General features: G+C 44.8%; 14 protein-coding genes. 7 read left to right on the top strand and 7 right to left on the bottom strand.

Features of this window, described 5'->3' with window-relative positions:
- The first annotated feature begins 129 nt into the window (after window positions 1-129).
- Window positions 130-852 (top strand): 2-phosphosulfolactate phosphatase family protein, encoded by a 723-nt coding sequence (locus tag PN462_RS01080; RefSeq protein ID WP_443029027.1) that lies wholly within the window; start codon window positions 130-132, stop codon window positions 850-852.
- Between the two features lie 255 nt (window positions 853-1,107).
- On the opposite strand, the gene PN462_RS01075 is transcribed toward PN462_RS01080, so the two are convergent.
- From PN462_RS01075 to PN462_RS01065, 3 genes are all read right to left on the bottom strand, one after another.
- A complete protein-coding gene (locus PN462_RS01075; RefSeq protein WP_272125997.1) occupies window positions 1,108-1,704 on the bottom strand; it encodes a tRNA-(ms[2]io[6]A)-hydroxylase in 597 nt (198 codons plus the stop codon).
- 225 nt (window positions 1,705-1,929) lie between these two features.
- A complete protein-coding gene (locus PN462_RS01070) occupies window positions 1,930-2,712 on the bottom strand; it encodes a DUF1350 family protein (protein ID WP_272125995.1) in 783 nt (260 codons plus the stop codon).
- Window positions 2,713-2,790: 78 nt separating this feature from the next.
- On the bottom strand, window positions 2,791-3,195 hold the full coding sequence (locus PN462_RS01065; RefSeq protein WP_272125994.1) for an MAPEG family protein: 405 nt from the start codon (window positions 3,193-3,195) through the stop codon (window positions 2,791-2,793).
- A 142-nt stretch (window positions 3,196-3,337) separates the two neighbouring features.
- Here PN462_RS01065 and PN462_RS01060 point away from each other — a divergent pair, with 142 nt between their 5' ends.
- Window positions 3,338-4,948, top strand: coding sequence for an Hsp70 family protein (locus PN462_RS01060; protein WP_272125992.1), 1,611 nt, complete (start codon window positions 3,338-3,340; stop codon window positions 4,946-4,948).
- A 154-nt stretch (window positions 4,949-5,102) separates the two neighbouring features.
- Here the strand turns inward: PN462_RS01060 and PN462_RS01055 are convergent, their stop codons facing one another.
- From PN462_RS01055 to PN462_RS01040, 4 genes are all read right to left on the bottom strand, one after another.
- Window positions 5,103-6,515 (bottom strand): (Fe-S)-binding protein, encoded by a 1,413-nt coding sequence (locus PN462_RS01055; RefSeq protein ID WP_272125991.1) that lies wholly within the window; start codon window positions 6,513-6,515, stop codon window positions 5,103-5,105.
- A gap of 196 nt (window positions 6,516-6,711) precedes the next feature.
- The gene (locus PN462_RS01050; RefSeq protein WP_272125990.1) at window positions 6,712-7,194 is read right to left on the bottom strand and encodes a hypothetical protein; all 483 of its coding nucleotides are present in this window, start codon (window positions 7,192-7,194) and stop codon (window positions 6,712-6,714) included.
- Complete coding sequence (locus PN462_RS01045) at window positions 7,191-7,781, bottom strand: hypothetical protein (RefSeq protein WP_272125989.1); 591 nt, start codon at window positions 7,779-7,781, stop codon at window positions 7,191-7,193. The genes PN462_RS01050 and PN462_RS01045 overlap by 4 nt, the downstream gene beginning before the upstream one ends.
- Before the next feature lie 173 nt (window positions 7,782-7,954).
- Entirely contained in the window at window positions 7,955-9,238 is a 1,284-nt protein-coding gene (locus PN462_RS01040) for an FAD-binding oxidoreductase (RefSeq protein WP_272125987.1), read from the bottom strand.
- A 238-nt stretch (window positions 9,239-9,476) separates the two neighbouring features.
- On the opposite strand from PN462_RS01040, the gene PN462_RS01035 reads away from it, so the two are divergent.
- The 5 genes from PN462_RS01035 to PN462_RS01015 all read left to right on the top strand — a co-directional run bounded on the left by PN462_RS01035 (window position 9,477) and on the right by PN462_RS01015 (window position 13,739).
- On the top strand, window positions 9,477-12,140 hold the full coding sequence (locus PN462_RS01035) for an EAL domain-containing protein (RefSeq protein ID WP_272125986.1): 2,664 nt from the start codon (window positions 9,477-9,479) through the stop codon (window positions 12,138-12,140).
- A complete protein-coding gene (locus tag PN462_RS01030; RefSeq protein WP_272125985.1) occupies window positions 12,137-12,385 on the top strand; it encodes a MoaD/ThiS family protein in 249 nt (82 codons plus the stop codon). Before PN462_RS01035 ends, PN462_RS01030 begins: the two co-directional genes overlap by 4 nt.
- A 247-nt stretch (window positions 12,386-12,632) precedes the next feature.
- Window positions 12,633-13,010 carry a PH domain-containing protein gene (locus PN462_RS01025; RefSeq protein WP_272125984.1) on the top strand — a complete coding sequence of 126 codons (378 nt, stop codon included), beginning with the start codon at window positions 12,633-12,635 and terminating at the stop codon, window positions 13,008-13,010.
- 228 nt (window positions 13,011-13,238) lie between these two features.
- Entirely contained in the window at window positions 13,239-13,469 is a 231-nt protein-coding gene (locus tag PN462_RS01020; RefSeq protein ID WP_272125983.1) for a hypothetical protein, read from the top strand.
- Between the two features lie 6 nt (window positions 13,470-13,475).
- Window positions 13,476-13,739, top strand: a complete 264-nt coding sequence (locus PN462_RS01015) for a hypothetical protein (protein WP_272125981.1) — start codon at window positions 13,476-13,478, stop codon at window positions 13,737-13,739.
- Window positions 13,740-13,987: the final 248 nt, after the last annotated feature.

The raw sequence follows: 13,987 nt of genomic DNA, 5'->3' as shown, positions 1-13,987 counted from the left end.
CTCCTGCCCTCTGCCCTCTGCCCTCTGCCCTCTGCCTCCTGCCCTCTGCCCTCTGCCTTTAAAAACCCTGGTGAAGGGAGACAGAAGCGGATAAGATATAGTCTGGCCAAACTTGCGGGGGAAAATAACTTGAAATTTTTTGTCTATCACACACCAGAGTTAACACCAACCGACACAACACCAGACTGCGCAGTTGTGATCGATGTGCTACGGGCAACCACCACCATTGCCACTGCCTTAAACTCCGGCGCAGAAGCCGTCCAAGCCTTTAGTGATATTAACTTATTAATGAACGTTAGTGAGCAATGGGACGCGAACCAACGCATTCGGGCCGGAGAACGGGGGGGAAAACAGGTTGAAGGCTGCGATATGGGCAATTCCCCCCTACTCTGTACCCCAGAAACCGTCCAAGGTAAACGCCTCTTTCTCAGTACCACCAACGGCACACGCGCTTTACAGGCCGTAGAAAATGCCCCTCTCGTCGTCACGGCGGCCCAAGTGAACCGTCATACTGTGGTGGAATACCTGAAAACCCAAAAACCGGAAACCGTGTGGTTAGTAGGCTCAGGTTGGGAAGGCTCTTATTCTCTCGAAGATACCGTTTGTGCCGGGGCAGTGCTACAACCGTTTTATCAGGACAATAGCGATATTGTGGGCAATGATGAATGTTTAGGGGCTATTTCCCTCTATAGTCAATGGCAAGACCGTTTGGTGGAGTTATTCACCCAAGCCAGCCACGGGAAACGGTTAGAACGGTTAGCATTACACGAAGATTTAGAATATTGTGCCAAAACCGATATTTTGGATGTCTTGCCCAAACAAAGCGAAAAAGGCGTTTTAAAAGCCAGTTAAGTTACTTTTATATGCCTTGGATTTTAACCCAAGGCTAATAGCTGAAATCCGTTAAAACGGGTTAATAGACGTAAGATGAAAATAAGCCTTCAGCTATCAGTTGTCAGCTATCCCTTTAAAATGCTTATCTCGCTAGTAGTGGAGGGTAGGTTGGGTGAAGCGTAGCGTAACCCAACATCCCTTAACAATTACCAATTACCAATTACCAATTTCTTGGTGTCTTTATGCTGCCTTTTTTTACTTGATCATAGGCCGTTAACTATGTATTCTGGGTTCGGGGTGGAGAGTGGCGAGAATTTCACTTTCCGATTGAGAGAGTTCTGTGAGACGGGGTTCAACAATTTCTGGATCAAAATATTCATTAGCTAACACCCAATAAATTCCATAATGTCTCGCTTCCGAGGCCATTAACCCTTTATAAAATTTGGCTAATTCCGGGTCGGGACAATGTTGGGCCAAGAGTCCTAAGCGTTCGTGAGACCTTGCTTCAATGAGACTGGCAATGAGGAGAAAGTCTAAAAAGCGTTGGGGTTCATTGTGACGAATGAGGGCTTTTAGGGCGGCCCCGTAGGGGGGAGAGTTGAGGGGGGCTAAGGGAATATTACGCTTTTTTAACCACTGGTTGACTTGTTCAAAATGTTGTAATTCTTCTTGGGCGATCGCGGTAAGTTGTCTCACCAATTTCTCATAGGAGGGATAGCGAAACATTAAGTTCAGGGCAAAGGAGGCCGCTTTCCGTTCACAATGGGAATGATCTAAGAGAACGGTGTCTAAATTGGCGATCGCTTGTTCAACCCATTTCGGTTGGGTTGCCTGTTGTAAAATTTTGATGGTGGGAACAGTAGTCGTCATGGAGGATTAGGAACAGGGAATAGAAAATCTCAAACTCTTGATATTATATATAGCATTTTCAAATGAGGGGTAAAACCCCATGGGGTTTTACTCGAACCCTAAAAAACCCTGTATCCCTGATTTTCTGTTCCCTTTGCCAAACCAGTCAGTTTAAAACTTTGATGAAAACGCTATAGTATGTTTCAACTCTGCCTTTTAAAGCCTTCTGCCCTCTGCCTTAAAACACTATACCATTAAAGGATTGAGCCAGCGTAATATCTCGCTTTGGAGGTGTTTAAAGTCGTTGTTGCCTTGGGGATTCCATTGTTGTTTGACCCATTGACCAACGGCATCTAAGGGGGTAAAAATATCCCCTGCTTTCCAGTTGAGTTCTTGACTGACGGGGGTTAGGTGAGTTCCGGCTATTTTTTGATAGGCGATGAGGTTGGGGAAGCGTTGTTTTAAGGTGAAATCTAAGTCGGCGGTTTGGTCGAGGTCGTCTTTGTGGAATTGAATTAATAAATTACGGCGAATTTGATAGTCTTGGCCGACAATTTCTAGCATTTCTTGGGGGGAGGGGGTGAATTCTAGTTTAAAGGTGGGGGTGAGTTGTAGTTGATCAGCAAAGGGGATGGATTGTTCGAGGGGATAATTATTAAAGGAAATGAGAATATTGCCGTCTCGTTTGACATCAAAGAGACTGCCGATTAAGAGGTGGAGTTTACACCCCATGCTGTGGCCGAGGCCATAGATGGGGAGATATCCGGAGGGGAGGAGACGTTTTTGACGGAGACGGGTGAGGGTATTTTCAAACCCATTAAGGACATTTCGCGCGATCGCAAAATGATCAAAGGTATTGAAAAACGGGGTTGCAATCACCGCATACCCCTGTTGGGCGAGGTCTTCTAATAAGCAACGATAACTTACATGGGGGACGGTAGCAACAAAAGCCCCGCCCAAAAAATGAATCACTCCAGAGGGGTTACGGGGGATGACAACCCAGTTGCCGGAAATTTCTTGCCAGTTCATGGTTTGACAGGGGCAGAGGTTAGAGGTTAAACAGTTATTCTGCTTTAGTGTAGCAAGGCTCAGGGCAGTCTTGGGGCCTTAGAAGGGGAGTTGAGGGGCAATGATGCGCCAGACGATGACGAAAAGGGCTAAGAGAGAGATAAAATAGGAGAGCGATCGCAAAATCGGAATCCCGATTAAATAGGCAATACCGTGCAAAATCCGGAAACTAACCACCACAATCGAGGCAATGGCGGTAATCTTATCGGTGCGTCCCGTAATTTGGGCGGTAAGAATGACAATGGCAATCATGGCCAGATTATCATGGTGATTGCGTTGGGCCCGGTCTCCCCGTCCCACCCAAGGGTCCGTTTCCGGCAGTTTATCCCGGTTGGTCATCGCCCATTCTACTCCCCCACTGAGGGTGCGGCCTACAGCAGGGATATGATTTAAGGGAATACTCCACAGAGCGAGAATGAGTAAGCTAATGAGATCAGGGGTCATAGTGTTGTGTTTCGCTGGTTTGTAGGGGTATTTTAGGGGAACAGAGGGGAACTCGTCACTGTAGATCGATGGCGGAGTATGGCCGAACGCCGGACAATAGGCTACAGTAGAGAATAAGCGGGTTATTAGTTTGAATTGACGCATGGCGATCGCAATTGATTTTGGTACAAGTAACACAGTCATCACCCGGTGGAATGCTGCAACCCAACAGGCCGAAACCGTGAGTCTTCCGGGGTTATCTCAGCAAATTGCAGAAAATCCACCCCTGATTCCCAGTTTGCTCTATGTGACCGAGGCCGAAGCAGGTAAAGTGTTAATAGGGCAGCAAGTGCGCGATCGCGGCCTAGATTTACAAACCGATCCCCGCTTTTTCCGCAGCTTTAAACGCGGTATCGGTGCAGAAATTCAAGGCTTTTTACCCGAATTAGACGGAAAAACCGTCACCTTTGAACAAGTCGGAGAATGGTATCTCAAAACCCTCTTAGACCAAATAAATCAACAAATCACCAATCAAGACAACCCCCCAGACTCCCTCGTCTTAACCGTTCCAGTCGATAGCTTCGAGTCCTATCGAAACTGGTTAACCGGAGTTTGTCAATCCTTAAATATTGACCAAGTTCGCATCCTCGATGAACCCACCGCAGCAGCATTAGGATATGGAACAACCGAACAAGATGTCCTCTTAGTAGTGGACTTTGGAGGAGGGACCATTGACTTATCCCTCGTTCAATTAAATTTAGGAGAAGCAGGACAAGCAAAACCCATGGGGTTTATCCTCAAATGGGGAGAGAAACTACTAGGAGAAAGTTCCAGTCAAAAAATTAAAACAGCGCGAGTCCTAGCAAAAATTGGGCAAAATTTAGGCGGCTCAGATATTGATAGCTGGTTAGTGGACTATTTTGCCGAGACCCAAAAAGTCCCAAAAACCTCGTTAATTAGTCGATTAGCAGAACGGATCAAAATTCAACTCTCCACCCACCCAGACGCAAAAGAAGTTTATTTTAATGATGAAACATTAGAAAGTTACGAATTAGGATTAAATCGGGAACAGTTTCGGGACATCTTACAACAACAAAACTTCTTTAACCAATTAGACAACTTAATGACCCAAGTTTTACAACGGGGACGGTTACAAGGAATTGAAACCACCGACATTGATGGAGTTTTATTAGTTGGCGGAACAACACAAATTCCAGCAGTACAAGAATGGGTTAAACAATATTTTACCGAAGAACAAATTAAAGCAGATCGACCCTTTACCGCCATTGCCACCGGAGCATTACAATTAGCCCAAGGATTCCAACTCAAAGACTTTCTCTATCACAGTTACGGCATACGCTACTGGAACAGACGTAATAATGGACATAGTTGGCATCCTATCATTAAAGCAGGTCAAGCCTATCCCATGGAAACCCCAGTAGAATTAACCTTGGGTCCATCAGTGGACAATCAACCCAGTCTTGAATTAATTATTGGAGAATTGGGGACAGCAACCAGTAGTACAGAAGTGTATTTTGATGGGGATAGGTTAGTGACGAGGACATTAGATAGTGGAGAAACTGCGGTAAAACCATTAAATGATTCCGACTCAGCAAAAACCATTGCCACCTTATCTCCACCCGGAAACCCAGGCAAAGATCGAGTTAAAATCCAGTTTCGAGTTGATGAAAAATGTTCATTACGAATTACAGTAGAAGATTTATTAACAGATCGAATCTTATTAGAAGATCGGCCTGTCGTTCAATTAAGTTAACCCAGTTTCTATTAAGTTCGTAAGCTGTTGTGCATTTCAATTTGTGATAGAAGGGAACAGGGAAAGGAATTAGAGTATTTTTTGCTCACTCGAAGAAACTAAGTTCGTAGTAAGGGCTTTAGCCCTACCCCCCGTTAGGGGCTTAAAAGCCCCACTACGAACCGATTTTGACCCCCCGAATCGACGCATCTAATAATTCCATCGGGTGCATTAACCCCATCTCGTGTCCTTGTAACCGTAAATGTTTGATAATCTGTAAAGAACAACCGGGATTCGCCGACGCAATTAAACTTGCCCCCGTATTCACCAAATTCTCAACCTTTTGCTCGCCTAACTCATCGGCCACCTCCGGCTGAAGCATATTATAAACCCCCGCACTCCCACAACATAACGCCGCATCGAGAGGCTCTTTTAACGTTACATTGGGAATTTGTTTTAACAGTTGACGGGGTTGGACACTGATTTTTTGCCCATGTAACAAATGACACGCATCCTGATACACCAACGTTAAATTCTCCTCAGTCACCGGGGATAACTCCGCCGTAAGTCCCACTTCCACTAAAAATTCCTGCACATCCCGCACTTTATTGACAAATGCTTCGGCTTTTTCCTTGTAAACCGGGTCATCTTTCAAAATGTGAGCATATTCTTTCAGGGTATGACCACATCCGGCAGCGTTAATAATAATATAATCCAGCTCACTATCGGCAAAACTATCAATCATTTGCCGGGCTAACTCCTGCGCTTGGGCCTCTTGGCCTTGGTGGGCGGGTAATGCAGCACAACACCCTTGGCTTTTCGGCACAACCACCTCACACCCATTGGCCGTTAAAACCCGGACAGTTGCCGCATTGACGGGGGAGAAAAAGAATCGTTGCACACATCCTAAGATAACCCCCACCCGATAGCGTTTTTCCCCTTGGGCGGGAATAATATCAGGATAATCGTTGCTTAATACCTGTTTGAGCGAGAGTTGGGGTAAAATGGACTCCATTGCCCCTAACCGAGGGAGAAAGCGGTTTAAGAGTCCCGTAGCGCGGACTAATTTTTGGACTCCTAAGACTTGATACAGCCAGAGGACGATTAAAATAATACGGAGACGGGCCGGATAGGGAAAGAGATTAAAAATGAGACTGCGAAACACTCGGTCTCCTAAAGTCCTCGGTTGGTTTCGTTCCACTTGGGGTCGAGTTGCCGCAATGAGTTTATCATACTCGACTCCAGAGGGACAGGTGGACACACAGGCAAGACAGCCTAAACAGGTGTCAAAATGTTGACTGGTGGTTTCGTCTAGACTGGCCTCTCCTTTATTAATTGCATCCATTAAGTAAATTCGGCCTCTAGGGGAGTCGGTTTCTTTCCCGATGACGCGATAACTGGGACAGGTGGCGAGACAAAACCCACAGTGGACGCAAGCATCAATTAAGTCTTGTTTGGGGGGGTCTTTGGGGTCAAATCCTTGTTTGACTTCGTTGTTTTTGAGTTCGTTATTATAGTCGAAGGCAGTGTTTTGCAGGGAGTCTGCTGTATTCTGGGAGGATTGAAAGGGAGTTTCTGAGGTTTGCATCTTCTTGAGGGAGGGTCTACTATACTCAGTAAACCGCATTTGGGGAAAAGAAGCCTCTATCCTAGTTCTGAGATTTTGAATGGAAGGAAGCGGGGGATGGGGTTTGTCTTGAGAGGTAGATTAATTCTGTACGGCCATTAAGTGCAGATTAATTCTGTGAAGTCAACAAGAATATACTGTTATAGAACAAGCATAACTACAAAAACTTCCATGCTTCTCGACTCAATGCTCGTAAAGTTGGTAAATTTTGCGTAGCAGCTTCAAACTCAGCAGTTTCTTCAAAAATATCTCGTAACGTTAGAAGATGAATTACAAAGCGGTCAATATCTGGATAACCAAGCAGTCGGTTTCTAAAGCCAGCAGTGGGATGAGATTTAGTGGGTGAAGTATAACCCACTCCAGCAAGCATAATGCCAATGTCTGCCTTATTATCACGATTCATCATTGCATAAAACTTATCAGCTTCCGTTGCACCTAAATTTTTGTTTTCTAGCTTCGATTGAAAGTAAACTTTGGCATTATCTACAAATCCCTTTCCATCTATGCCACCATCTGCACCTAGAGGGCCTGGAGTTAATCCTAAACTATAAGCAAAACGACGACCTAGTTCTTGTTTAGTTGATGTATCCGCACTTATAATGCCTTGAATTAGAGCGTTAGTTACTCGATATCTACTCATTTTTTATCGTTTGAACTTTCGTTATTGCTTGGGGTTAGAGTTGGGTCATCAAATTGGCAATTATTTTTGTAGAGTAGGTCAACTCCTAGCATAACACATTCACTAGGTTGATCTTGGAGTCCCACTCTTTTCAAAGTATCTTCTATTTCCCAAGTAAGCTCAATTTTTTGAGTTTTGCTACGCTGCTCTTCTTTTTTCAGGAAGTCTTCACTTTGGAGCAGTTCAGTAACACTGATACTGCTTTTTTGAATATAAAAGTTAACGTAATTAATTGCCATTGATGCTACATTTTGTTGTGAATATCCAAAAGCTTTTGCAACCTCTTTTTGATGCTTAAATGCTGTATCAGTTAGCATTAACTCCAGCGTTCCTTCTTCCGAATGCTCTTGAAGTTGCTTTTCTCCTTGTTCAATTGCTGTTTTAGTTTTATAATTTTCCTTCTTGCTTCTTTCGCTTAACTTCTGAGGACGAGAAAAATTCTGATCGTTGGTTTGAGCATTGATTGGTGTACTTTTGCTGTTGTTTATCATCATGTTAACTAAAGAGGTTTTTCTTACACCACCACTGTTATGAGTACAAAGAATCACCTTCAACTTTTCTAGCTCCTCATTAATTTTGGTAGTATTATAGCACGTAATATTCCCTCCTACTCCCCTTTGTCAATTCCCTGTACTCCTCATTTTCACTGCTCTCTCACAACTTTTGTCAGTTAATCAACTAAAAAAGCTCAGAAACCAATTCACTATCAACTGTCAAGTCTCTAAATCCCTCCTACAAAACTCCCTGGACTCAAGAGGTTTTTAGGATCAAATTGCTGTTTAATCTTTCGCATAAGGGGTAAAGCGTTGCCGGGATATCCCCAAGGATCGATTTGCTGTTTGCTCTCTTTTGGTGCGTCTAATAGGGTTAAAAATCCGGAATTTTCTTGACAAATTGTTCTTAATGTGTTAATAATTTCGATGGTATTTTCTCCCTCTAAATGGAGTTCTCCTAGGCCGCTATTATTGTGAATTTGTCCCCTTATTTTAGCGGTTTGGAATGTGTCTAATTGGTCTAAGAATTGGGGGGCGGCTGTGGGGAGTAAGCCGAATTTACAGGTTATGGCAGTCTCATTTTCTGGGTTTCTGGTCAAAGGGTGAATTTTGGCCCAAATGTCTGCATCTGGGGGATCAGTGACGGTGAGGCTGAGTTTTTCGCCGATTTGGGCGACGGTATCCCGTTGTTTTTGGATGGAGGCGGCTATACTTTCAAAGCGTACCAGTAAACCGAGTCCATTGCCTAGGTTTAATTCTTGTATAATTTGAGGGGACAATAGATCGGCGCGAGTGGGCGTTAGGGAGGATTGGCGGAGGGTTTGGCTGGCTTGGGCAATGGCTTCTTGTTCCCCGGTTAATAAAATGGTTGTACAGTGGGGGGGGATGGGATACGTGCGTAGGGTAATTGTTGCGATCGCACCCAATGTCCCATAGGACCCGGTTAATAACTTCATCAAATCATAGCCCGCCACATTCTTCACCACTCGTCCCCCGGCCTTGGCGATTTTACCATCCGCCCGCACCAAAGACACCCCCAACACTAAATCCCTGACTCCCCCGTAACGTTGTCGCCAACTTCCAGCATCGGCAGTGGCCATAATCCCCCCTATCGTAGCGCGATCGCCATAAGCCGGATCAAGGGGAATAAATTGCCCCGTCTCCTGTAACTGCTGTTGTAACACGGCCAAGGGCATCCCCGCTTCTACCGTCACCGTTAAATCCCCCACCGCATGGTCAATTAAGCGATTTAACCGTTGGGTACTAATCACCCAATCAATCGGGGTGTCTCCCCCCCACCCTAACTTACTCCCCTGGCCACAAATTTTCACCCGTTGCGACTCCTGCTGAGCCAAGGCCAACACTTGACTTAACCCCTCCACCGTCTCCGGAAAAATTAACTGGGTTGGATTTAAATCTGCTTGATGTAACTGCTCTGCCCAAGGGACGGGAAAGGGAGTTACAATTGCTACATCAGATAGGGTAGTGAGGGATTCAGAATCGAGATTCATAGACGCATTCTCTGTTATCAAAAATGAGACAGCAAAACCATACCACGGCCATACCACGTAGGAGGGAGTTTAAGGTGAAAAATCAAACTTGCGCCGTTACCGCTTTAGCTGCATCAAATCAACCGTTATCCTAGATTATAGTAGCCTAAATGTAGTGTAAAGAACTCAATTGAGCTTAAATTGTTTGAACAATTCAATTGATCCACTATTGCCCATCTGCTAACGAGAGTCAAATAGCATGGTCGAACCCCAAGATCACAAAGTATCTTCCCCAGATGCTCAAGACGCAACTGCCCCAGAGACTTCTCCTCGGTTGTCTCCAGAGCAAGGCCCGTCTTGTCCCTTATTCCCAGACCGAGAAACCCTATTAACGCGCATTACCCAGCAAATTCGCTCCTCTCGAAACCTATCCGAGATTTTACAAACCATCGCTTGGGAAAGTCGTGCTTTTTTAGGGGTTGATCGCGTTAAAGTTTATCACTTCATGAGCGATGGGAGTGGGGAAGTCATTGCCGAAGCCTTACATCCTCATACTTTACCCTCTCTATTAGGGTTGCGCTTCCCGGCCACTGATATTCCCCCCGAAGCACGTCGTCTCTTTATACAAACCCGCCAACGGGTGATTGTGGATGTGGACTCTGGGCAAAAAACTTCCGATCTACTCCCCTGGCATCCAGATCAGGATCACAGTGAAATGGAAGATATCCGTCATACCCCGGTTGATCCCTGTCATCAGGAGTATTTAAAAGCCATGGGGGTGTCGTCTTCGTTGGTTATCCCCATTTTAGCCCGCAATTCTCTTTGGGGGTTATTTGTGGCTCATCACAGTCAACCCCGGAATTTTAATGAACGGGAATTACAAATTATTCAATTGATGGTCGATCAACTTTCAATTGCTGTGGCCCAGTCTCAACTGGTGGAAAGGGCGCAACAGCAAGCAGAACATGAGGCGGCCTTGAATAAAATTAGCACAATTCTTCATTCCCAATGCCCCAGTCAACAACGAGAAAAAGAAGCCATAGCAGAAATTCTCCAAGCTACCAAGAGCGATGGGATTCGCCTTTATGTTGCCTTGGAGCATTCCTCTAATTATTTTCCTCTCTACACTTTGGGGGTGCAACCCGCCATTCCGATTATTGAAGAAACCCCGTTTTGGAAAAAAATTCTGGGGATCACTCACCCCGAATGTGAATCCTGTCAGCAATACGAAACTGATTTACCTACCCCCCAAGATGCCTACCATCTCCAGACTTACCATGTGGCCAATGTGTTAGATCATCCGCAACTGTCGAGTTTGAGTGCCAGTTTCGGGAAAATTCGCTCGCTGTTGATTATTCCGTTACAGTATCATCAACGGTGCATTGGCTGTTTAACGCTGTTTCGTCAGGAAGTTACGACGGAAACCCTTTGGGCCGGCCAAGTGAACCAAGATGAGCGTAACCGCTTACCCCGTCAGTCTTTTAAGTTATGGCGAGAGGTAACAAAGGGGATTCCTCGCCAATGGACGCACCAAGAAATGAAGCTGGCCCAGTCGATTGGTATTCATGTGTATATGTCGGTGATGGAACGGCGGATTAAGGAAATGCTGCGCCATCAAGCCTATCATGACTATTTAACGGGGTTGTCGAATCGGACGTTATTTAGTGAGAATTTATCTTTGGCGTTGGCGAATAGTCATCTGACTCGTGGGGAGTTGGTGGCGGTGTTATTTCTCGATTTAGACGGGTTTAAGCGGATTAATGATACGTTAGGGCATTATGTGGGCGATCGCTTGTTACAGCAAGTGGGAAAACGCCTGGTGAGTTGTTTGGATAATGCGGAGGTGGTGGCCCGGTGGGGAGGGGATGAGTTTACGATTTTACTCTGTCCTCTGGTGAATACGCAAAAGGCACAGACGGTGGCTAGACAAATTATTGCAGCGTTAAATGTGCCGTTTCATTGTGAGGGGAAGGATTTATATTTGAAAGGGAGTATTGGAATTGCGATCGCGCCCTACCATGGGGAAGATACGGATACCCTGTTAAAACACGCCGATATTGCTCTTTTTGAGGCGAAACAACAAGGCCGCAACACCTATCAAGTTTATACCCCTGATCTCAGCACCTATGCCCAACAACGGTTAGCTTTAGAACATAGTCTTTATAAAGCCTTAGAGCGATCGGAGTTTCTTCTCTATTATCAACCCCAATATTCTCTTACTCACAATCAAATTATTGGGGTTGAGGGGTTATTACGTTGGCAGTCTCCAGAGGAAGGGTGGGTGTCTCCCAAGGAGTTTATCCCTTTGGCCGAAGAAACGGGGTTAATTATGCCAATAGGGGATTGGGTATTACAAACCGCTAGTGAGCAACTACAACAATGGCACGTGAAAGAGTTTCCCCCCTTAACTATTTCTGTGAATCTCTCAGCGCGACAGTTTCAAGATAAAAAATTAGCCCTCCGCATTCAGCAGTTAATTGAACAAACAGGGATTAATCCCCATCAACTCGAATTAGAAATTACGGAAAGTATTGCCATTCAAGATGTGAGTTATACTATTCGGGTGTTGAAACAGTTACAAAAAATTGGCCTGAAAATTGCCATGGATGACTTTGGGACTGGATATTCTTCTTTATCGGCCTTAAAATTGTTTCCTCTCGATACCCTCAAGATTGATAAATGCTTTATTAATGATTTAACCTTAGATGACCATGACGTGGCCATTGTGAAATCTATTATTGCTCTTGGCCATGGATTAGGATTAACTGTAGTGGCTGAAGGGGTGGAGACTAGAAACCAGTTGGAGTTTTTACGCTCCCTCCATTGTGATATTGTACAAGGTTATTGTATCAGTCGCCCCCTCGCCATGGCGGAGATTGAGCAACTGATCGAAAATCAACCCCTTTCCGTACAATCCCCATGATTCAGGTTAAAGTTAAACTATTTGCCGTGTATCAAGAGGTTTATCAGCAACCCGAGTTACACTGGGAGTTTCCGGAGAATACCCCAGTAAAAGCGGTTTTAGAGCGTGCGATCGCAGAAAACCCCCACCTCCTCTCCTGGCGCGATCTTACCCGCTTTGGCGTGAACTTACAATTTGTCCCCCCCGACACCCCATTACAAGACGGGGATGAAGTCGTTTTAATCCCTCCCGTCAGTGGTGGATAACTCCCGTCAGTAGTGGATGAATCACAAAATTGCCCCACCCCCTAGACATTTTACCAAATTAACGTTACAACAGAGGAAATTACCTTCTCCCGAAACTGGAATTTGTCGAAATTAGTCAAAAGGTATTAGACTACAAGCGAACAAACGTGAGGGAAAAAAGCCCATGATATTTACTCACGACGATTAATTACTTTCCTTCTAGGAGAAGTGATCAACAACTGTAAAAATAACCAAAGCAAAACACATTATGGGATTACTATCTAATTTAAAAGGCAATGCTGGCGTGGTTTCCCCAGAAAAATTAGAAACCGATTACGGTCAGCTTTTAGCAGAAGAAGAAGTAATAGAAATTGGCTTTCATGTCTTTCGAGATATCTTTGTTTTTACCAACTATAGACTGATGTTAGTAGATGTACAAGGATTAACCGGAAAAAAAGTCGAATATTTATCAATTCCCTATAGCAAAATTACCAAATTCAGCATCGAAACCGCCGGACATTTCGATTCTGACGCAGAATTAAAAATCTGGATTGGCAGTGATCCAGAACCTCTAGAAAAAGAATTCAAAAAAAAGGTGAATATCTATGATGTGCAGAAAGTCTTAGCCACCTATGTGCTCAAATAATTCACCGCAAACAGTAAACAGTGAGCATTCAGAGAGGGTTTATTCATCCGTAGTCAGTCCTTGATGACTTATTTCAACCCGGAAATGTTTAATGGTCTCATTGGCCACTCAACCCGTTTTTAACGGTTTTAAACTATTAGCCTTGGGTTTAACAAGGCTAATAAAAGGGAAATCACCTGAACACTGACAGTCCGACTACAATACAAGAGACATTAATACTAACAGCCTATGTTGTGGAAAATTTCCCAAGGACTCCTCTTAACCACAAGCAGTTTACTGATCAGTTGTTCCTCTCCCTCCCCCATTTCCCAATCTCCCGACTCCCCCTCCCCAACCCGTCAAAACCAACCTACCGCCAAAATTACCCAAATTGAAACCACCGGAAACCCCGAAAACTATACCTTTCAGGTGACAGTCCAGAGTCCTGATACCGGATGCGAACAATATGCAGACTGGTGAGAAGTGGTGAGTGAAAACGGAAAATTAATTCACCGTCGCGTCTTGCTTCATTCCCACGTCGAAGAACAACCCTTTACCCGCAGCAGTTCCCCCGTTGCGATACAACCCAACCAACCCGTAACCGTCAGAGTCCACATGAACAACACTGGATATAGTCCGCAAGCAATGCAAGGGACTGTCCAAGAGGGGTTCACCTCGGTACAGTTACCTGAAAATTTTGCGGCCTCCCTCGCAGATGAAAACCCATTACCGGAAAACTGTGCATTTTAATCTCTGCGTTGAGTGCAATTCTTGGGAAAATAGGATTCTCTCCCTTGAGTTGATTAAAGCCTCCCAAGAGCTAGGATAAAATGGTGCTGTAGAGCATTCTCCCATTGGTCATGGTAAAAACTCCCCAAAATCTTCCTCACACCTCCTCACTGCCAACGATGTATGATTTACCCAGTGAGAATCCTGCTGAACCCGGTTTGCCTGACGAATTTCACGATTTACAACCCGATTTACTAACTCAAACCTGT

Source organism: Spirulina sp. CS-785/01, assembly GCF_028330525.1.
In the GTDB taxonomy this organism is placed as follows: Bacteria; Cyanobacteriota; Cyanobacteriia; order Cyanobacteriales; family Spirulinaceae; genus JAQMSD01.
The sequence above is the reverse complement of the archived record's forward strand: the minus strand, read 5'-3'. Positions and strand labels throughout refer to the sequence as shown.

What these genes read in the sequence shown, in the direction of transcription:
- PN462_RS01065 (WP_272125994.1), bottom strand. Translation starts at nt 3,195, where the DNA reads ATGACCCCTGATCTCATTAGCTTACTCATTCTCGCTCTGTGGAGTATT.
- PN462_RS01035 (WP_272125986.1), top strand. Translation starts at nt 9,477, where the DNA reads ATGGTCGAACCCCAAGATCACAAAGTATCTTCCCCAGATGCTCAAGAC.
- PN462_RS01025 (WP_272125984.1), top strand. Translation starts at nt 12,633, where the DNA reads ATGGGATTACTATCTAATTTAAAAGGCAATGCTGGCGTGGTTTCCCCA.
- PN462_RS01050 (WP_272125990.1), bottom strand. Translation starts at nt 7,194, where the DNA reads ATGAGTAGATATCGAGTAACTAACGCTCTAATTCAAGGCATTATAAGT.
- PN462_RS01055 (WP_272125991.1), bottom strand. Translation starts at nt 6,515, where the DNA reads ATGCAAACCTCAGAAACTCCCTTTCAATCCTCCCAGAATACAGCAGAC.
- PN462_RS01060 (WP_272125992.1), top strand. Translation starts at nt 3,338, where the DNA reads ATGGCGATCGCAATTGATTTTGGTACAAGTAACACAGTCATCACCCGG.
- PN462_RS01070 (WP_272125995.1), bottom strand. Translation starts at nt 2,712, where the DNA reads ATGAACTGGCAAGAAATTTCCGGCAACTGGGTTGTCATCCCCCGTAAC.
- PN462_RS01020 (WP_272125983.1), top strand. Translation starts at nt 13,239, where the DNA reads ATGTTGTGGAAAATTTCCCAAGGACTCCTCTTAACCACAAGCAGTTTA.
- PN462_RS01040 (WP_272125987.1), bottom strand. Translation starts at nt 9,238, where the DNA reads ATGAATCTCGATTCTGAATCCCTCACTACCCTATCTGATGTAGCAATT.
- PN462_RS01030 (WP_272125985.1), top strand. Translation starts at nt 12,137, where the DNA reads ATGATTCAGGTTAAAGTTAAACTATTTGCCGTGTATCAAGAGGTTTAT.
- PN462_RS01075 (WP_272125997.1), bottom strand. Translation starts at nt 1,704, where the DNA reads ATGACGACTACTGTTCCCACCATCAAAATTTTACAACAGGCAACCCAA.